Origin of the sequence: Pseudactinotalea sp. HY160 (assembly GCF_009372055.1) — a bacterium.
GTDB lineage: Bacteria > Actinomycetota > Actinomycetes > Actinomycetales > Beutenbergiaceae > HY158.
This window is the reverse complement of sequence record NZ_WHMT01000016.1, coordinates 41,733-62,153: the sequence shown is the minus strand read 5'-3', so window position 1 is coordinate 62,153 and position 20,421 is coordinate 41,733. Positions and strand designations below refer to the sequence as shown.

General features: G+C 66.6%; 13 protein-coding genes and 1 pseudogene. 11 read left to right on the top strand and 3 right to left on the bottom strand.

The genetic code is table 11. From position 1 onward, the window contains the following. Positions 1-117: 117 nt before the first annotated feature. Positions 118-375 (bottom strand): annotated as a pseudogene (locus tag GCG21_RS13005) (transposase); the annotation flags it as partial. 19 nt (positions 376-394) lie between these two features. On the opposite strand from GCG21_RS13005, the gene GCG21_RS13000 reads away from it, so the two are divergent. Then, positions 395-3,445 (top strand): glycosyl hydrolase, encoded by a 3,051-nt coding sequence (locus GCG21_RS13000; RefSeq protein WP_152910114.1) that lies wholly within the window; start codon positions 395-397, stop codon positions 3,443-3,445. 1,144 nt (positions 3,446-4,589) lie between these two features. On the opposite strand, the gene GCG21_RS12995 is transcribed toward GCG21_RS13000, so the two are convergent. Both GCG21_RS12995 and GCG21_RS12990 read right to left on the bottom strand, forming a co-directional pair. Next, positions 4,590-8,336 (bottom strand): glycosyl hydrolase, encoded by a 3,747-nt coding sequence (locus GCG21_RS12995; protein WP_194165090.1) that lies wholly within the window; start codon positions 8,334-8,336, stop codon positions 4,590-4,592. A gap of 361 nt (positions 8,337-8,697) precedes the next feature. Continuing rightward, positions 8,698-9,702: a LacI family DNA-binding transcriptional regulator gene (locus GCG21_RS12990; RefSeq protein WP_152910112.1), complete on the bottom strand. Its 1,005-nt coding sequence runs from the start codon at positions 9,700-9,702 to the stop codon at positions 8,698-8,700. 192 nt (positions 9,703-9,894) lie between these two features. Between GCG21_RS12990 and GCG21_RS12985 the strand changes: the two genes are divergently transcribed. From GCG21_RS12985 to GCG21_RS12940, 10 genes are all read left to right on the top strand, one after another. Next, positions 9,895-11,418 (top strand): sugar ABC transporter ATP-binding protein, encoded by a 1,524-nt coding sequence (locus GCG21_RS12985; protein ID WP_152910111.1) that lies wholly within the window; start codon positions 9,895-9,897, stop codon positions 11,416-11,418. After that, on the top strand, positions 11,415-12,443 hold the full coding sequence (locus GCG21_RS12980; protein ID WP_152910110.1) for an ABC transporter permease: 1,029 nt from the start codon (positions 11,415-11,417) through the stop codon (positions 12,441-12,443). The genes GCG21_RS12985 and GCG21_RS12980 overlap by 4 nt, the downstream gene beginning before the upstream one ends. Beyond that, positions 12,440-13,483, top strand: a complete 1,044-nt coding sequence (locus GCG21_RS12975) for an ABC transporter permease (RefSeq protein WP_152910109.1) — start codon at positions 12,440-12,442, stop codon at positions 13,481-13,483. Before GCG21_RS12980 ends, GCG21_RS12975 begins: the two co-directional genes overlap by 4 nt. Positions 13,484-13,535: 52 nt before the next feature. Then, positions 13,536-14,576: a rhamnose ABC transporter substrate-binding protein gene (gene rhaS / locus GCG21_RS12970; RefSeq protein WP_152910108.1), complete on the top strand. Its 1,041-nt coding sequence runs from the start codon at positions 13,536-13,538 to the stop codon at positions 14,574-14,576. A 61-nt stretch (positions 14,577-14,637) separates the two neighbouring features. Further along, positions 14,638-14,994 (top strand): L-rhamnose mutarotase, encoded by a 357-nt coding sequence (locus GCG21_RS12965; RefSeq protein ID WP_153878450.1) that lies wholly within the window; start codon positions 14,638-14,640, stop codon positions 14,992-14,994. Between the two features lie 10 nt (positions 14,995-15,004). After that, positions 15,005-16,174: an L-rhamnose isomerase gene (gene rhaI / locus GCG21_RS12960; RefSeq protein ID WP_370517514.1), complete on the top strand. Its 1,170-nt coding sequence runs from the start codon at positions 15,005-15,007 to the stop codon at positions 16,172-16,174. 45 nt (positions 16,175-16,219) lie between these two features. Further along, entirely contained in the window at positions 16,220-18,253 is a 2,034-nt protein-coding gene (locus GCG21_RS12955; RefSeq protein ID WP_152910107.1) for a bifunctional aldolase/short-chain dehydrogenase, read from the top strand. A 5-nt stretch (positions 18,254-18,258) separates the two neighbouring features. Next, on the top strand, positions 18,259-19,695 hold the full coding sequence (locus GCG21_RS12950) for a rhamnulokinase family protein (RefSeq protein ID WP_152910106.1): 1,437 nt from the start codon (positions 18,259-18,261) through the stop codon (positions 19,693-19,695). A 53-nt stretch (positions 19,696-19,748) separates the two neighbouring features. Further along, positions 19,749-19,982 carry a hypothetical protein gene (locus tag GCG21_RS12945; RefSeq protein ID WP_152910105.1) on the top strand — a complete coding sequence of 78 codons (234 nt, stop codon included), beginning with the start codon at positions 19,749-19,751 and terminating at the stop codon, positions 19,980-19,982. Next, positions 19,979-20,383 (top strand): type II toxin-antitoxin system VapC family toxin, encoded by a 405-nt coding sequence (locus tag GCG21_RS12940; protein ID WP_152910104.1) that lies wholly within the window; start codon positions 19,979-19,981, stop codon positions 20,381-20,383. Before GCG21_RS12945 ends, GCG21_RS12940 begins: the two co-directional genes overlap by 4 nt. The last annotated feature ends 38 nt before the right edge of the window (positions 20,384-20,421 follow it).

Below are 20,421 nucleotides of genomic sequence, written 5' to 3'. Positions count from 1 at the left end.
GCGGGCCCACGCGGCTAGACAAGTCCGTCACCGATGACGAGCACGCCGTCACGGCGACGACCACCAGCCCTCCGCCGTTGGTCAACCACAGTGACGTCTACATCGTCAAATAACGAGACGGTTAACACCGTCACGAACCTCGCCCAGCTTGGCCAGGCCGTCCTCGGCGAACCGCTCCCGCCACGCTCGCACCGTCACCGGCGTCACACCCACCTCGGCCGAGATCCGCGTGTTGGCAACCCCGTCCGCAGCCAGCAGCAACGCCTTGGCACGCTGCACCTGCCGGTGCGCGGCGCTCTGGGACCGGGACAACTGCTCCAAGGTGGCCCGCTGGCTGTCCGACATCGGCAACGGCGGGGCTGCTGGTGCGCTCATACAGCAAGAGTACCGGGAAATGCCTAGTTATTTGCGAGACACACCACTAGATCCCGGCGAGACCTTCGATGGCACGCTCCCCAAGCCTCCGCTCACCGAGGACGCGGCCGACGCCCACACCTTCACCCTCGAAGCCGTCGTAGCAGCCAGGCTCACCGAAGCACGCCCAGAGAGTGGTCAGGACTACGACTTCGACGAGGGAACAGAGCCCGGGACGCTGGCGTTCGAATCGCTGACAGACATTACCTACGAGGTCGCCGACGGAGAGCCCGCCTCCATCACCTGGACAGCTCCAGACGATGGCCAATATGCCCTGTTCGCGTACTGGATGCACGGCTCCGGTCAGACCGCGGAGCCCTCTGTCGCAACGAACTATACGATCAATTATATTGATCGATACGGCGTTGACGCGATGAAGGACTATTGGGAGGAATATCTATTCACTCCCGATCTTCTCGAACAGATTCAACAGAACGGTCGGGGCGAAATCTACATGGATTCACTCGAGACCGAGAGCTTCGCTACGGCCGGCCTCCTCTGGGGCTATCACTTCCGAGAGGAGTTCCAGCAGCGTCGTGGGTACGACGTCACCCCGTACCTCCCGGTCGCTACCTGGGATCGCGGCCGCCACGATTCCGACGTACCGGTGATGTACGACTACAATCCGGCCACGACTGAGTATAGCGACACGGTCCAAAAGATCCGGAACGACCTGAACCAGACCTTCTCGGAACTCTATGAGGAGAACGTTCTGAAGCCCCTACAGTCGTGGCTCCACGAGAAGGGCATGACACTCAGGGCGGAACCATCATATGGAATGCAATTCGAAATCTCCACACCTGCAAAGTACCTCGATGGCGTCGAGACCGAGACTTTCGCTCAGAACGGTGATCTCGACGTCTACCGAGGGATGCTCGGCTCCGCGAACATGTACGGACTCCCGTTCTCGAGCGAGACAGGTGCCGTAGGCGGCCACAATTACTATTACAATATGGATCACTGGACTCAGATCTCCTACCTGCAATTCGCGGGCGGTGTCAACCGCACCGTCTTCCATGGCTATTCGGGCATCGAAGGATCTGAATCGGCAACGCAGTGGCCCGGACATGAGGGCATGTACTCGATCTTTTCTGATCGATTCAACAGCCGACAGCCGGCGGCCCAGTTCTATCCCGAGTGGACTGAGATGCTCGGTCGCAATCAAAAGGTCCTCCGCCAGGGACAGCCTCAACGCGACATCGCAATCCTCCGTACGGACAACCGCTTTATTTCATACGGGCAGCCTCGGGACTACACGCCTCCGGAGAACAGCTACTTCATGAACGACAAGCCGTACTTCTGGAAGGATTTGTCACTCCAGCACGAGGGATACACTTACGACTACTTCTCGCCGCAATTGCTTGAAGACGTAGAGAATGTCTCGTGGTCTTCAACCGAATTGCAGCCCGACGGCCCGGGTTACCAAGCGGTCATCCTCTATCAAGACTCACTCGAACTCAGTAGCGCTGAGAGGTTGCTCGAGATAGCCGAGGACGGGCTCCCCATCCTCTTCGTGAATAACACGTCGGAGATCCGCACCCATCAGGGACCGGAGATTTCATACGATGAGGCCGCTTCCACGACCCGATTCCTCAATGACGACTTCAGTGAGCTCACCAACATTGTGAAGCAGATCAAGGCGCTCCCCAATGTTCGGGTCGTCGACAATCAGAGCGCCACGATGGCGGCACTGTCCGACCTCGGCGTCGAGCCTCGTGTCGAGTACGGCGCCCCGACCGATAAGCTCATGACCATCTCGCGTTTCGACCCGGACGAAAATGTGCTCTACACCTTCGCGTACTCCTTCAAGTTCAAGAAGGATGCGGGTGACCCAACTACGGCCTTCGATCTGTCAATGGATGGACTCGGCAAGCCCTATACCATCGATGATTGGACCGGCGACATCTCCGCGATGCCAACGTTCGAGCATTCGGCCGGACGTACCGAGGTAGAGATCACGCTCAAGCCGGGCGAAGCGGAACTCATCGCCGTCGACCTCGACAACCCGGATGCGACAGCCACGGTGCGATCTTCCGATGCCTCTCGAGTGCAGGAGCTTGACGGGTCGCCTTACGTGCTTGCGGAGGAATCGGGCACCTACACCACGGTGTTGGGAGATGGCAGTGTTGTGGAGACTCCGGTCTCCGTTCCCGACACCATCTCATTGGACAAATGGGATATCTCCATCGAGGATTGGAATGAGGGCGAACAGGTCATCAACACGGAGGAGAAATTCGGTCACACCACTCGCGAGGCCTATTTCACGACGAAGAAGACCGTACTCGAGTTTCCGGACAGCGACCTGAAGCCGTGGCTGGAGCTGCCGGCATCTGAGGAGCAACTCTCCACGCTCTCTGGTGAGGACCCTGCCATGTCGGACGTCTCTGGGGTCGGCACGTATCAGACGAGCTTCGAGCTTCCTGAGAACTGGTCAGAGGAAAATGGTGCCACGCTCCAGCTGTCCTCAACCAGTGGTGGTAGCGCCGAGGTAGTTGTCAACGGGACACGGGTCGAGGGGCTCGACCTGCGAACACTCCGAGTCGACATTTCGGACGCTGCGGTGCCCGGAACGAACGATGTGGAGATCACGGTCGCGTCCACCCTGACGAACCGACTTCTCACGCGCGGGTACCGCACGGCCGGCCCCGCGCAGGCATACGGCCTCGTTGGTGATGTCGACGTCATTCCTTACACTCTGGTGAGGCTGGAAAGCGACGAGCCGGGTGGCGAGTCGAATAGCGACGCCGATACGGACTCGGAGACTGGTGGGAGCAGTGATACCGGTACCGACAGTGCGAGCGATAGCGATTCCACTGGCGGTAGCGAGTCGGGTGCCACGGACGGCAGCGGCGGAGCAGCAGGGCAAGGGTCGGGTTCAGGTAGCCCAGACCTTGGCGGAGCACTGCCTGATACAGGCATTCAGGACGGTATGCCTCTCGTGGTCACGGCCATGATGGCTCTGATCCTGGGGGCAGCGGTCGTGATCAGCCGTTCAAGGCGCTCACGTTCGCTCCTCGACGCTGAAGACTGATCCTGAAGCAATGGGGGGAGGTCCGGACATGCTGTCGTCCGGGCCTCCCCCGTTGTCGTCGCCGCGGGAGCGCGTAGCGATCTCCCCACGGACCCATCCCGCGGCGCGATATGACACGCTCCTGGGTATCGCTCACCTACATGTGCAGACCGTGGAGTGCACCGAGACGCTGTTGACCATCATGGTCTTCGCGCCCTTGCAGCCGATGAGCTGTTCGACCTGCGGGTCATGGTGCCCAGCCGGAGACGTCGGCTGCATGAGCTGCGTGATGTACCGGTCGTCCTCGTGCCGAGGCGGGCGATCGGCCCGCTACGCGGCGAGGACGCGACCGTCCAGGGCTTGGCCTGCCAGTTGGGTGTGGCCTGGAAGAAGCTGTGGCGCGCGATCAGGCCTCGCCTGGTGGAGTTGGCCGTCGACGAGTCGCTTCATCAGGGTGGTCGCCCTCGGGGTCGATGTGCGCATCTGGCACCTTGTCGACCCCGGGCACCGCCGCGTCGAGGAGATGGCCGGCATGGAGGCCTGACCCGCGAAGCCGTGGGCAACGTCCACGTCCGGCTGCTCGATCTGGTCCCGGGGCACTGGAACTAGGTCTACGCTGACTGGCTCACCGATGCCACCGCCGTGCTTGACGCCTCCGACGTCGTCGAACACCCCCGGGCCGTCCATGAAGACCGGCGCCGCCTCCAGCAGGGATCCACGAGCTGCCGCGGCCGTACGGCTGACCTGCTGTATCGCATCCAGAAGACCCAGCGGGTTCTGAGGCACTTCCCCCCTGCCGAGTACTCAAGATGGCGTGCCTCGACCGAACTCTACGCCGATGGAACGACGCGTTCTTGGCCTACTTGACCGGAGCCCGGTCCATCAAGAGCGCCACCGAGGCCTCCAATGCCCTCATCGAACTCCACCGACGCCTCGCCCACGGCGACCGAAATCCGTCCGGCCACCGACGTCGCTCCTCATCATCCCAGGACTCAAGCCCTGATCCCCAGCCCCAAGTCCGAAGAGTCCGCTGCTCCGAGGAGGGCTATGCCCTACGACGCCGGCTGCAACCCGTCCCGGCAATGCACCCGAGAACCGGCACACATCAGGGTGCTCGATTCGTTCGATCGAACGAACCGAGCACCCTGATGAGGCGCGACGCCGACTACGCCGTGTGGCGCCGTCGTCGTACGACCACGGCGGTGGCGCCGCTCAGCAGGAGCAGCACGCTCGCCACGATGAGACCCGCCTGACTCGAGCCGCCCGTGTCGGGCAATTGCGGAACGGCGTCGGAACCGTTCGTCGCCCCAGAGGCTCCAGAATCAGAGCCACCGGTGGACCCGTCGGCGTTGACACCAGCGTCGTCGGCCGCGCCGGCGTCCGACTCAGAGTCAGAGTCCGCAGCCGTAGAAGCCGACCCGTCCACTGCAGACGAGTCGTCACCCACGCTGTCGTCGCCGCCGCCGTCAGAACCGGCGCTCGCCTCTGCACCGGCCGTGTCACCCGATGCATCAGTTCCAGCGCCGTCCGAGCCACCGTTGGAATCTGCCTCAGAATCGTCGCCAGAACCATCGGAGCCGGCCTCCGCCGAGTCGTCGTCCTCGACGTATTCCTGATCCACGTACGGAATCACAACGGCCTGCTCCGGTCCGAACGAGAGGTAGTCGATGTCGTAGTTCCACCAGCCACTGGCATTCTCCGTGACACGGGCGACACCTCGATCCAACTGCACGTTCGACAATGCCGAGTAGTACCGAATCTCGATCTCGTTGTCGCCATCCTGAAGGTACGGACCGATGTCGACCAGAGGACGCATCCAGTTGACACCACCGGTGGAGAGGTCTTCTCCGACCAGAGGAACCTGCTCACCGAGACCGTTGTCGATCGTCGGCTTGCCGACTCCGCCGACGTCCCGCTTGACCTTCGTCGGATTCGTGCTCACCTCACCGCCAACCTTGGTGCCGTTGATCCACACCTCCATGCTCTCCTCAAAGGAGCGACCGAAGTCGAGATACGCGCCCGTGGCCGAGTCAGCTTCCCAATCGAACGTGGCCTGGTAGTGTCCCACTCCGGAAACCGCCTGGCCAACCTCAGGGATCTCATCCCATGTCGTCAGTTCAGGGAGTTCAACCTCAATTGTCGTGACCTCTGTGGAGGTCTTCCGGTTGATCGTCGTGACTCCGTCGATCGTCTCCGTGCGGACCAGGTCGCCCGTCACTTCGCCTGGCCGCCAAGACTCCACCGCCAGATCCCAGTCGCGGACATCAAAGCGCTCGGGAACCGTGACACTGTCGCGGAACGATCGCCCGTCACTCAGCTCAGTAGTCAACTCGCCGGATTCCGTCGTACGGACTGCAATGCCTCCTTGTACAGGGTAAGCCGAATCACCCGAGGTGTCCGTCACATGCAATCTCGCATCGTCAACCTTTTCGAATGCCATCAGACTAATGTCGTTGTAGTCCAGACTGAAGGGCACAATTGTCTTCCCATCAACCCATCGATAGTCGGCGACCTCGGTCACCTCCCCGGTCCACGCATCGATGATGTAGGGAACAAATGTTCCCTGCATTTCAATATCTGTTGAGATATTACCTCCGGGGTTCGGAGCGTTTCGAACTTCAGGCCTCAGACTCTTGCTCCGATACGAACCGTCGTCATAGTTGTAGGCGTACAGGTACTGATTGCCAGCGTCGTCCACCCTTGTCTGAGTCAGCAGCTGCTGATTCAGCTCCGAATAGCCAGTATACGGATGCACGCCAAGCTCCTGCAGCTTCTCAATGACGTTATCGTTGTATCCACCCGGCTGCGTGCTGAAATAGTCGATGTTATCGTAGACCGTCGCCTGTCGGACAGTAGGCAACCCCTTCAACTCGTTCACAATTTTGGCAAGCGCTCCGTCCTTCCCATCGTTGAACGGGGTACGCGCGGCGGCGTCTTCTAGGATGACGACCTTGAGACCCTTCTTCGCCCAATCGAGGATTCGCTGAGCACTTGCGAAATCGAGCCAGTCCTGATACAATACGATGGCTTTGTATCCGGCCTTTTCGATCGTCTTGGACCCCTCGTCAAAGTACACGTCGTCATCAAAGAGGAATCGCGGACTGAAGTAGTCGTACGTGTAACCGTTGTCCTGCAATTCGGTGGATCGATACTGCACACCCTGATGCGCGAGCTGCCAGTTCATCGCACGGTTGTCACTCCCGGTGCCGCCGCCGTATGCCATCCCGTGCACGAACTTCTGCTGCACGAAGCCGACATCAGATCGCGCCTTGCCAGTCTGCATCAACTGCTGAACTCGTCCCAGGTGGGCATTCAGCTCGTCATATGTTTCCGCGGCAGGGAAGCGGTCTGCCATGAGAGCGAAGCCGCCCCCGAAGCCACCAGTCTCGTATCCGGGCCATTCATATTTCCCGTATCCGTAACCCGCACTCCAAATATGCCAAATCGTCCGCTGAATGCCGGACGCGAACTGCGAGTAGGCGTCTTGAAGTCGCAGCTGTTGTGTCGCATTAGCGCCGAACGTGAGAGCGGTCGTCTCCGACGAGAGGACCTTGTTCTCCAGCTTCGCACCGCCAGTCCAATACCTGAAGATGTCAACCTGGTTGTATTGGTTCCGGTTCTCCGTCTCGGGGTAGTCCACGTCCATCGCGGGCTCCGACATCTCAATCGGCTGCCCGTAGGAGATCTGCGCGCGAGTCTCGATCCCGACAGAGTTGAGCCACGTCTTCAGAGGCTGCAGCATTCGCTCCCGGTACAACTGGGTGAGGACATCCTGATAATCATTCACCACCCGCTGGCGAAGATCCTCGTCACCGTCCAGCCGGTACTTGCCGGCTGTAGCGACCGAATGGTACGGGTTGTTCCACACATTTCCGACCCCGTCGATGAGGAACAGGTACGGCGTAACATCATACCCCTTCCGCTCTTCAAATTGTTCAGCCATGTCTTCAGCCCACCACGTGAATCCACGGCCCGTGCTCATCTCGAGTGAGTCCATGAACAGCTGGACGTCGCCTTCCAGGATCTTCGCTCGAAGCTCAGGGTCAGCCAGGTAGTGATCCTCCCAGAAGGACTTCAGCGCCTCGACACCACGCTCATCGAAGTAGTTCGTTGCGTAGCTCGGCTCATTCGCCGGGCTTGACGTCTGGTAGGTCCCCTGGGTCCAGAGCGCGAAGATCCGGTAGTCGCCGTCAGTCGGAACGTCCCAGTCAGGGGATTGTTCCCACACCGTCTCGCCCTCTTCGAGCATGGGGGCAAGATCCACGAAGCTTCCTGTGTCAACCGTGTTGTCAGAAACGATCCTGTAGGCATATGCCGTCACGAATGAGGCACCATCGAGCTGCGCATTCGCTGCGGGGGTCGGCAACACGTCGACCGACTCCCCGGCCTGGACGGTTGCGGTGCCGAGGGTGAGGTTCTGCATCGCGGACTGGCTTGTCGGGTCCAGTCCGGGAACATTAGATGTGGACCAATTCGTCCCTGATGTCAGATAGACACCCATGCCCAGATCGAGCAGCTTGTTCATCATCAGGTTCCACTTGTGGGCCCACATCTCTGTGCCGTACCCATAAACCTGATCGGACGCCGCACTGTCGTTTTGCATGCAGAGTTCGACTCCGCGGAAGCCACCATCGTAGAGCGCCTGGATCTCCTCGAGGAGGGTCTCGTCCGTGTGCGATGCGTCGCCGAGCCACCAGCGGACGTCCGTGCTGTAGACCCGGTCGGGGTCGATGTAGTCGTCTTCTAGTTGCTGGGCGAACGCCGACACTGCCGGATCCGCCGCCGGGGGCAACCCAACATCGGACGCGACGTCGTCCGCCGTGGCCGGCAAGGCCGCGACCATCGACAATGCCAGCGCTCCCGCAGGCAGCCAAGCCGCTCTCTTCAGAGCGCGACTTCTCACGATATTCATTGATCCACTCTCTCTTCGTCGTCGAAGACCTTCCGGGCACTCCCAGTCCGGCAGCGCCCGATCGTTGCGACTCCAGCGTCGACGCATCCTGCGGTTCGACGCCCTACCTTCGTCCTTTCTCCGTCCTTCCGTTCGCCGTCGGACCTTCGGTGGTCCGACTTCCGCAATTGATACGATTCACTTGACGCCTGGAGACGTGAGCCTCGCGCCGACCTCCGTGGTCGACGCCTCGTCAAGCGATCGATCGTCGTCATTGAATCGATTAAATTTGACGTCTTTCCGAGACTAGCGTGTGGGTTGGGGGGCGTCAAGAGCTGACAGCGCGGCCCGGAACGGCGGAGGAGCGATACCTCCGATCGACTCAGGTCGTCTGCGTCGACTCCCGTGCCACGAGCTCCGGGTCGAAGACGACCTGCTCGGGGGCCGCTCCCGTGCTCGCGGCATCCTGCAGCAGCAGTTCGACGGCCGTGCGGCCGATGAGGTGGGCGGGCTGCTTGATGGAGGAGAGCGGCACGACGGTGGACTGCACGAAGTCGATGTCGTCGTAGCCGATGAGCGCGACCTCGGTCGGCACGTCCACCCCGGATCGCTGCAGGCCCTGGAGCACCCCGATGGCGAGCAGGTCGTTCGCTGCGAAGATCGCATCGGGCCGGTCGGCCCGGTCGCGGCCGGCGATCGCCTCGCCCGCCTCGCGGCCCTGGTGAACGGTGAGCGCCCTGGTCTCGACCGTCTCGAGGCTCGCCCCGTCGACGGCGGCGACCGCGCGCCGGGCACCACTGAGGCGGTCGATGACCTGCCGGGTCCCCACGGGCCCTCCGACGTAGGCGATGCGTCGACGCCCACCGTCGAGGAGGTGTTCCACGGCGAGCCGGCCCCCGGCGACGTCGTCGACCGCGACGGATGAGAACGTGCGGTCCCCCACCTCCCGGTCGACGAGCACCACGGGCGTGCCGCGCTCGCGGAGCTGTCTCAGCAGCGGCATGTCCTCGGCGACCGGGGTGATGAGCACGCCCCGGACGCGCTGCTGCTCGAACTGCTCGAGATAGAGCGCCTCGCGCTCGGCCTGATCGTCGCTGTTGCCCAGCAGCACGGTGAGGCCGTCCTCGGCGGCCCGCTCCTCCGCCCCGCGGGCGACATCCGTGAAGAACGGGTTCGCGACGTCGAGCACGACCATCGCCAGGGTGCTGCTGCGCCCAGCCCGCAGTTGCCGGGCGGCGTCGTTGCGCACAAAGCCGAGCTCGCCGATCGCCCCCTGCACGCGCTCGACGGTCGCCGGGGCGACCTTCTCGGGCCGGTTGAGCACGTTCGAGACCGTGCCGACCGACACCCCCGCCAAGGCAGCCACATCCCGCACGCTTACGGCCATCGCCATCCTCATCTCGAATCGTTTCACCCGACCAACTGCCGGGAAGGGTAACACCCAGGTCACGGTCCGCGCCGTCGTCTTGACGCCTGCGGATCGGTCGTGCGACAGTGTGCACCATCACTCCATGAAACGATTCATAGAGCGTCTCTCCACGAGACATGGTGTCCATCCGCTAGACAGTGATCAGGATCAATGACGACCACTCCCCCTCCACCGCCGACTCCGGTCCTCGACTTGCAGCAGATCCGCAAGTCGTTCGGCCCGGTCGTCGCGCTGCGCTCCGGTTCGCTCCAAGTCCACGGAGGATCGATCCACGCCCTCGTCGGCGAGAACGGCGCCGGCAAGTCGACCCTCGTCAAGATCGTCGCCGGCCTCTACCAGCGCGACGGCGGCACGTTCTCCTTCCAGGGCGAGGACGTGAACTTCACCTCGACCGCCGAGTCCAAGGGCGCCGGCATCGCGGTGATCTACCAGGAGCCGACCCTGTTCCCGGACCTGAGCGTGACCGAGAACATCTTCATGGGGCGCCAGCCGGTGGGCCGGTTCGGCCGCATCGACCGCGCCGCCATGCGGACCGAGGTCGCCGAGCTCTTCGACCGGCTCGGCGTCTCGATCGATCCCGAGCGTCCGGCCGAGGGCCTCTCGATCGCCGATCAGCAGGTGATCGAGATCGCCAAGGCCGTCTCCCTCGACGCCTCCCTGCTCATCATGGACGAGCCCACCGCGGCGCTGTCCGGGGTCGAGGTGGAGCGGCTCTTCGCGATCGCGCGCAGCCTGCGCGACGAGGGCCGCGCGCTCGTCTTCATCTCCCACCGCTTCGACGAGATCTTCGCCCTGTGCGACGTCGTGACCGTCATGCGCGACGGCAGCTACATCGCCACCTCCCCGGTCGCCGACACGAGCGTCGACGAACTCGTGCGGCAGATGGTCGGGCGCGAGGTCACCGAGCTCTTCCCCAAACAACCGGCCGCGGTCGGCGAGGAGATCCTCCGGGTCGAGCACCTCACCCGAGCCGGCACCTTCTCCGACATCTCCTTCACCGTGCGGGCCGGCGAGATCGTCAGCCTCGCGGGCCTCGTCGGCGCCGGCCGCAGCGAGGTCGCGCGCGCCGTCTTCGGCGTCGACCCCTACGACTCCGGCGCGGTGACGGTCGACGGCACGCGGCTCCCCCCGGGCAATCCGGCCGCCGCGATGGCCCGCGGGCTCGCGCTCGTGCCCGAGGACCGGCGCAAGCAGGGGCTCGTGATCGACGCCTCGGTCGGACGCAACATGACCCTCGCGATCCGCACCGCCCTCGCGCGGTTCGGCCTCATCGCCACCCGCACCGAGAACGCGAGCGCACGCGACTGGGCCCGCCGACTCGAGGTGAAGTCCAACTCCCTCGACACGGTCGCCGGCACCCTCTCCGGCGGCAACCAGCAGAAGGTCGTGCTGAGCAAGTGGCTCGCCACGAACCCGCGGGTGCTCTTCATCGACGAACCGACCCGGGGCATCGACGTCGGCACGAAGGCCGAGGTGCACCGGCTCCTGTCCGAACTGGCCGGCACGGGCCTGGCGATCGTCATGATCTCCTCCGAACTCCCCGAGGTGCTCGGCATGGCCGATCGGATCCTCGTCATGCACGAGGGGCGGATCACCGCCGAGATCGACCGCGCGCACGCCACCTCCGAGAACGTCATGTTCGCGGCCACCCACGCGGAAGGAGCGGCCTCATGACCACCGCCACGATCGAGAAGACCACCGTGACCCGCCGGGTCGCCCACGCGGGCCGGGCCCGCGAGCTGGGGATCCTGCTCGCGCTGCTCCTGGTGATCGCCGCCGCGACCCTGACGAACCAGAACTTCCTGTTCAGCTCCGACGGCTGGCGCGACCTGCTGCTCACCCCGTCGATCCTCGTGCTCCTGGCCGTGGGCCAGGCGATGGTCATCATCACCCGCAACGTCGACCTCTCGGTCGGATCCGTGCTCGGGCTCTCGGCGTTCCTCACCGGCCGTCTGTTCATCGACCACCCGGGCCTGCCGATCATCGCGGTCGTGCTCATCGCCGTCGCGTTCGGGGCGGCGCTCGGGCTGTTCAACGGCGTGCTGGTCACGTACGCGAAGGTGCCCTCCCTCGTCATCACCCTCGGAACGCTCTACGCATTCCGCGGCGTCAACGTCATGTGGGCCGGCAGCAGCCGCATCAACGCCTCCGACCTGCCGGAACCGTTCCTCCACCTGGGCACCGGCCGCGTGCTGACCATCCCGATCCTCACGATCATCGCCGTCGCGGTGCTCGTGGTCGCCGCCTGGTACATGAAGAACACCCGGGCGGGCCGCGAGTTCTACGCGATCGGCTCCGACCCCGACGCGGCCGAGCTCTACGGCCTGAACGTGCGCCGCCGGGTGCTCACGGTCATGGTGGCCTCCGGCGCACTCGCCGGCCTGGCCGGCGTGCTCTACGCCGCCCGCTACGGCACGGTCTCCTCCGGCGCCGGCTCCGGCTGGGAGCTCGAGGCGGTCGGGGCCGCCGTCATCGGCGGCGTGGCGATCTTCGGCGGCTCCGGCACCGTGCTCGGCGCGGCCATCGGCGCCGTGCTCCTCATGACGATCAACCGCTCCCTGCCCATCCTCGGCATCCCCGACTTCTGGCAGCGCGCCGTCGTCGGTGCCCTGATCATCGGCGCCATCGTGCTCGACCGCGTGCTCGAGCTGCGCCAGAAGCGACAACTGCGCCTCGCCCGAGAAAGGGACGAATCATGACGACCGTGGCCACCGAGGCGCCCCAGGCCCGGATCATCCCCGACCACGCCAGGCCCGCCTGGCAGCGCATGCTCCTCACCCGCGAGATGGCGATCCTCGCCCTGCTCGTGGCGGTCGTGCTCGTCGCCGCCGGCACGGTCCAGGGCTTCTCCCAGCCCATCACCCTGCGCTACCTCCTGCTCGACAACATGCCGATCCTGCTCATCGCGCTGCCGATGACCCTCGTGATCGTCACGGGCGAGATCGACCTGTCGGTCGCCTCCGTCGTCGGGCTCTCGAGCGTGCTCACCGGGGTCCTCGTGCAGGCGGGCATGCCGTTCGGGCTCGCGGCGATCCTCGCCCTCGTCGCGGGCGCCGTGGCCGGGGCGATCAACGGCTTCCTCGTCACGGTCGTCGGCCTTCCCTCCCTCGCGGTCACCATCGGCTCCCTGGCCCTGTTCCGCGGCCTGGCGGTCGGGCTCCTCGGAACCACCGCCGTGACCGACTTCCCCGAGTTCTGGACCGACCTGGCGAAGGCGAACATCGGCTCCACGGACCTGCCCGTGGTCACGCTGCTCTTCCTCGCCCTGCTCGTGGTGTTCGCCGCGGTGCTGCACTTCACCTCCTTCGGCCGGGGCATCTTCGCGATCGGCCTGTCCAAGGAGGGCGCCCACTTCTCCGGGGTGCGCGTGCACCGCACGAAGTTCATCCTGTTCATGCTCACGGGCCTGATCAGCGCCCTCGCGGGCATCTACTACACGCTCCGCTACGGCAGCGCCCGCGGCGACAACGCCACGGGCCTCGAACTCCAGGTCATCGCGGCCGTACTCCTCGGCGGGGTCTCCATCTTCGGGGGCCGGGGCGCGATCCACGGCGTCGTGTTCGGCGTGCTGCTCATCGGCGCCCTCGCCAGCGCACTCCGGCTCGCGAACGTCACCTCCGACGTCATCAACATCATCACCGGACTCCTGCTCGTGGCCTCCGTGGTCTCGACCAGCGTCGCCGCGTGGTTCGGGAGACTCCGAACCACGTGGCGCAGATCCTCCCGGTCGGACACCTGACCGGCGAACCCGGCGAATCCTCGCCATCCATCACCCAATGAAGGGACACCCCATGAAGAAGATCCGTGCAGGTGCATTCGCCGCGCTCGCCGCATCCGTCGCCCTCGCGCTCGGCGCGTGTTCGAGCGGCACAGGCTCGAACGGCGACGGCGACGGCGCCGGCAATGGCGACGGCGGCGGCGACGTCTCGGTCACCTTCCTCCCGAAGAACCTCGGCAACCCCTACTTCGACACCTCCTCCAAGGGCGGCAAGGCGGCCCTCGAGGAGATCGGCGGCACGTTCAACGAGGTCGGCCCGGCCGAGGCCACCCCCGACGCCCAGGTGAGCTACATCAACACCCTCACCCAGCAGGGCGTCGGCGCGATCGCGATCTCCGCGAACGACCCGACCGCCATCTGCGACGCCCTGAACGAGGCGCGCGACGCCGGCGTCAAGGTGGTCACGTTCGACTCCGACACCGACGCCGAGTGCCGCGACCTGTTCATCAACCAGGCCGACGCCGAAGGCATCGCCAAGGTGCAGGTCGACCTCGTGGCCGACCAGATCGGCGGCGCCGGCGACGTGGCGATCCTGTCCGCCTCGGCCAACGCCACGAACCAGAACGCCTGGATCGAGGACATGAAGACCTACGCGGCCTCCGAGTACCCCGACCTGACCATCACCGAGGTCGTCTACGGCGACGACGACGACCAGACGAGCTTCGACAAGACCGCGGCCCTGCTGCAGTCGAACCCGGATCTCAAGGGCATCATCTCCCCCACGACCGTCGGCATCGCCGCGGCCGCCCGCTACCTGAGCACCTCCGAGTACAAGGGCGAGGTCGCACTCACCGGCCTCGGCACGCCGAACCAGATGCGCGACTACGTCGAGGACGGCACCGTGACCGCCTTCGCCCTGTGGAACCCCGAGGACCTCGGCTACCTCACCTCCTACGCCGCCGCGGCGCTCGTGGCGGGCGACATCACCGGCGCCGAGGGTGACACGTTCACCGCCGGCAAGCTCGGCGAGTACACCGTCGGGGCCGACTCCGTCGTGCTCCTCGGCGACCCGTACGTGTTCGACGCCGACAACATCGGCGACTTCGACTTCTAGTCGACCGTGGTCCGGGCCGGGCATCCCCCGGCCCGGACCACCTCATCAGGGAGGCACAGGGGTGGAACGGATCTGCTTCCAGCTGCAGGTCGATCCCGCACGGATCGACGAGTACGTGGACGCCCACCGGCGCGTCCGGGCCGAGATGCTCGAGGCGATCGCCGCGAGCGGACGGCGCAACTACTCCCTGTTTCTGCGTCCCGATGGTCTGCTCGTGGGTTATTACGAGACGGACGACGACGCAGCCTCCCGGGCGGCGCTCGCGGCGGATCCCCGCACGGCCCGATGGGAGGCCGCCATGGCGGGATTCTTCCTCGGCCTCGACGGGCGACCCGACCAGGCCGCCCTCCCCCTGACCGAGATCTTCCATCTCGAGGACCAATTGACAGCCGCGGCCCAGCCGCGCACCGAGAAGTAGAAAGCAGAGGATCGTGACTGCGCTTCCTGAGGCCATCACCAGCCAGCTCGCCGACCAGGCCATCGAACTGCCCTCCTGGGCGTTCGGGAACTCCGGCACCCGGTTCAAGGTGTTCTCCACCGCGGGCACCCCGCGCGACCCGTTCGAGAAGGTGGCCGACGCCGCCGAGGTGCACCGGCACACCGGTCAGGCACCGGCGGTCGCGCTCCACATCCCGTGGGACCGGGTCGACTCCTTCGCCGACCTGCGCGACCACGCCGGCGAGCACGGGGTGCGGATCGGCACGATCAACTCCAACACGTTCCAGCAGGACGAGTACAAGTTCGGCAGCCTCGCCCACGTCGACGCCGGGGTCCGCCAGAAGGCGATCGACCACCACTACGAGTGCATCGACGTCATGGACGTCACGGGCAGCCGCGACCTGAAGGTCTGGCTCGCCGACGGCACGAACTATCCGGGGCAGGGCGATCTGCGCGGCCGCCAGGACCGCCTCGCCGAGTCCCTCGAGGCGATCTACTCCCGCCTCGGCCCCGAGCAGCGGATGGTGCTCGAATACAAGTTCTTCGAGCCGGCGACCTACCACACCGACGTGCCCGACTGGGGCACCTCCTTCGCGCAGGTCTCCGCGCTCGGCGACCGGGCGAAGGTCTGCCTCGACACGGGCCACCACGCCCCCGGCACGAACGTCGAGTTCATCGTCATGCAGCTGCTGCGGCTCGGCAAGCTCGGCGCGTTCGACTTCAACTCCCGCTTCTACGCCGACGACGATCTCATCGTGGGCGCGGCCGACCCGTTCCAGCTCTTCCGCATCCTCGCCGAGGTGATCCGCGGCGGCGGCCTGAACAACCCCGAGGTCACGTTCCTCATCGACCAGTGCCACAACGTCGAGGCGAAGATCGCCGGCGAGATCCGCTCCGTGCTCAACGTGCAGGAGATGACCGCCCGGGCCCTGCTCCTCGACCGCGACGCGCTCGCCGCCGCCGAACGCGACGGCGACGTGCTCACCGCGAACGAGGTCTACATGGACGCCTTCTACACCGACGTGCGCCCCGCGCTCGCGCAGTGGCGCCAGTCCCGGGGCCTGCCCGCCGACCCGATGGCCGCCCACCGCGCCTCCGGCTACCAGGAGCGGATCGAGGCCGATCGCATCGGCGGAACCCAGGCGAGCTGGGGCGCCTGAGACCAACCCAGCCAGACGTCGTCCACAAGCCAAGAAAGCTGAACCATGAACCCCACTGTCGCCGACCTGCTCGCCCGCTCCAACCGGCTGGGCGCCGACCCGAAGAACACGAACTACGCCGGCGGGAACACCTCCGCCAAGGGCACCGAGACCGACCCGGTCACCGGGGAGGGCGTCGACCTCATGTGGGTCAAGGGCTCCGGGGGTGACCTGGGCACGTTGACCGAGCCGGGCCTGTGCGTGCTGCGCCTCGACCGGCTGCGGGCGATGACGGCGGTGTATCCGGGCCTCGAACGCGAGGACGAGATGGTCGCCGCCTTCGACTACGCCCTGCACGGCAAGGGCGGGGCGGCGCCGAGCATCGACACCGCGATGCACGGCCTCGTCGACGCCGCGCACGTGGACCACCTCCACCCCGACGCCGGGATCGCGATCGCCACCGCCGCCGACGGCGAGGAGCTCACGGCCACGATCTTCGGCGAGAAGGTCGTGTGGGTGCCGTGGCGCCGCCCGGGCTTCCAGCTCGGCCTCGACATCGCCGCGATCAAGGAGGCCAACCCGGCCGCGATCGGCTGCATCCTCGGCGGGCACGGGATCACCGCCTGGGGTGAGACCTCGGGCGAGGCGGAGGAGAACTCGCTGTGGATCATCCGCACCGCGGAGGCCCATATCGCCGAGCACGGCAGGCCCGACCCGTTCGGTGCGGTCGTGCCCGGGTTCGAGGCGCTCGAGCCGGCCGAACGGGGGGCCAAGGCCGCGGCGCTGGCCCCGACGATCCGCGGGCTCGCCTCGCGTGACCTGCGCCAGGTCGGACACTTCACCGATACGGACGCGGTGCTGGAGTTCATGGCCCGCGAGAAGCTCGCCGACCTCGCGGCGCTGGGCACCTCCTGCCCCGATCACTTCCTGCGCACGAAGGTCAAGCCGCTCGTGCTCGACCTGCCCGCGAACGCGCCCGTGGACGAGGCGATCGCCCGGCTGAAGGAGCTGCACGAGGCCTACCGCGCCGACTACGCGGCCTACTACGACGCGCACGCCGATGCCGACTCCCCCGCGATGCGCGGGGCCGATCCGGCGATCGTGCTCGTGCCGGGGGTGGGCATGTTCTCCTTCGGGCGGAACAAGCAGACCGCCCGGGTCGCGGGCGAGTTCTACCTCAACGCGATCAACGTGATGCGCGGGGCCGAGGCGCTCTCGACGTACGCGCCGATCTCGGATTCCGAGAAGTTCCGGATCGAGTACTGGGCGCTCGAGGAGGCCAAGCTGGCGCGCATGCCGGCGCCGAAGTCGCACGCCACCCGGGTCGCGTTCGTCACCGGCGCAGCCTCCGGGATCGGGCGGGCCATCGCCGAGCGGCTCGCCGCCGAGGGCGCGTGCGTGATCGTCGCCGACCTGGACGAGGCGAAGGCGGTCGCCGTGGCCGCCGAGATCGGCTCGAGTGACGTCGCGATCGGTGTGGGCGTCGACGTCGCCGACGCCGGCGCCATCGCCGAGAGCCTACGGACGGCGGTGCTCGCCTTCGGGGGCGTCGATCTGGTGGTCAACAACGCGGGCCTGTCGCTGTCCAGGCCGCTGCTGGAGACCACCGAGGCCGACTGGGACCGCCAGCACGACGTCATGGCCAAGGGCTCCTTCCTCGTGTCGAAGGCCGCCGCGGCCGTGCTCATCGAGCAGGACCTGGGCGGGGACATCGTCTACATCTCCTCGAAGAACTCTGTCTTCGCCGGACCGAACAACATCGCCTACTCCGCGGCGAAGGCCGATCAGGCCCACCAGGTGCGCCTGCTCGCGGTCGAGCTCGGGGCGTTCGGGATCAAGGTGAACGGGGTCAACCCCGACGGGGTCGTGCAGGGCTCGGGCATCTTCGCCTCCGGCTGGGGCGCGAACCGGGCCGCCACGTACGGCATCGAGGAGAAGGACCTGGGCGCGTTCTACGCCCAGCGCACCATCCTCAAGCGGGAGGTGCTACCCGAGCACATCGCCGGCGCGGTGCACGCGATCACCGGCCCGGACATGACCCACACGACCGGCCTGCACATCCCCGTCGACGCCGGCGTCGCCGCCGCGTTCCTGCGCTGAGCGCCATGGCTTCGACGACGCGCACGGTCGCGGCCGTGGACCTGGGTGCCACGAGCGGACGCGTCATGGCCGGCCGCCTCACCGGGGCGGCCGGCCGGGCCGAGGTGCACCTGGAGGAGGTGGCGCGCTTCCGCAACGGCCCGGCGCCGCTCGCCTCGGGGCTGCACTGGGACTTCACGGGGCTCCTCGGCGCGCTCGCGCGCGGGGTGGCGGCCTGCGTGCGGGAGCACGGGGCCGCCTCGATCGCGGTCGACTCCTGGGCGGTCGACTACGGGCTGCTGCGCGGGGACCGGCTCCTCGGCGACCCGTTCCACTACCGGGATCCGCGCACGGCCCGCGGCGTGGCGTATGTGCACGAGCGGCTCGACTTCGCGGCGCTCTACGCGCGCACGGGCCTGCAGTTCCTCCCCTTCAACACGCTCTACCAGCTCGCCGCCGAACGGGGCGGGGGCGTGCTCGAGGCGGCCGACTCGCTGCTGCTCATGCCGGACCTGGTGAACTTCCAGCTCGCCGGGGTCCGCGCCACCGAACGCACGAACGCCTCGACCACGGGCATGCTCGACGTGCACACCGGCGACTGGGATCCGGCCATCCTGCGCGCCGCCGGCGTCGACCGCGCGCTGCTGGCCCCGCTCGTGGACCCCGGCGAGCTGATCGGCCCGACCCACGCCCGGGCAAGCGAGTACTGGCACATCCCGGCCGGGGTGCCGGTGCTGAGCGTGGGATCGCACGACACGGCCTCGGCCGTGGCGGCCGTGCCGATGGACCCCGGCACGAGCGCCTACGTCTCCTGCGGCACGTGGGGGCTCGTGGGCGTGGAGACCGCGGCGCCCGTGACCACGGAGGCCGCCCGCGCGGCGAACTTCACGAACGAGGGCGGCGTGGACGGGCGGATCCGGCTGCTGCGCAACGTCATGGGGCTGTGGCTCCTGAGCGAATCGGTGCGCACGTGGCAGCGCTCGGGCCTGGACGTGAGCGTGCCTGCCCTGCTGCGGGAGGCGGCCCGGGTCGAGGAGGCACCGCTCTTCGACGTCGACGACGAGGCGTTCCTCGCCCCGGGCGACATGCCCGCCCGGATCACCGCATGGTTCACCGGCCGCGGCCTGCGCGCCCCCGCCGGGCCGGCCGCCGTGACCCGCTCGATCGTCGAGAGCCTCGCCGAGGCGTTCGCCCGCACCGCCCACGACGCCGCCCGGCTCGGCGGCATCACGCCCCTGCGCACGATCCACGTGGTCGGCGGCGGCTCGCTCAACGAGCTGCTGTGTCAGCGCACGGCCGACCGTGCCGGCCTGCCCGTGGTCGCCGGTCCCGTCGAGGGGACGGCGCTGGGGAATGTGCTCGTGCAGGCCCGCCATCACGGCTGGGTCACCGGCGGCCTCGAGGAGCTGCGGGCCGTGGTGGCCCGCTCGGTCGAGCTGCGCCGGTTCGAACCGGCGGCGTGAACCCGGCGACATCGACACCGCCGAATTGCAGGCACTGCTGCTAAAATAGCTGCATGGTTGCGATCACGGTGCGGGACGTGCCCGACCACGTGCGGGCCGAGCTGGCCGTGCGCGCCGCCCGCGCCGGGATGTCACTCCAGGAGTACCTGCGCGGCATGCTCGTGGCGAAGGCAGCGCGCCCCGATGTCGACGACGCGATCGCGCGCGCCCGGGCCCGGGTCGAGGCGACCGGAACCCGGGTCGATGCCGGATCGATCCTCGCCGCCCGTGACGCCGACCGGCGATGAAAGCGCAGGTCGTCTGCGACGCCTCCGCGGTGGTCGCGCTCCTGCTGGACTCCGGGGCCGACGGACGCTGGTCCACCGATGCGCTGATCGGCGCCGACCTCCACGCCCCCACGCTGCTCCCGTTCGAGGTCGCGAACATCATCCGGCGCCACGAACTCGCCGGACTCGTCACGTCCGATCAGGCGTCCGCCGCCCACGCCGATCTCCTCGGACTGGCCATCGAGCAGTGGCCCTATGAGCTTCTCGGCCCCAGAGCCTGGCAACTGCGGCCGAATCTGACGGCCTACGACGCCGGCTACGTCGCGCTGGCGGAGCTCCTGGACGCGACGCTCGTCACCCTCGACCGGCGGATCGGCCGGGCACCGGGCCTTCGCTGCGCGGTCGCGGCGCCGGAGCAGTAGCCGAACGCGGGATTCTGTCGAGGGCGTCGACCTCGACA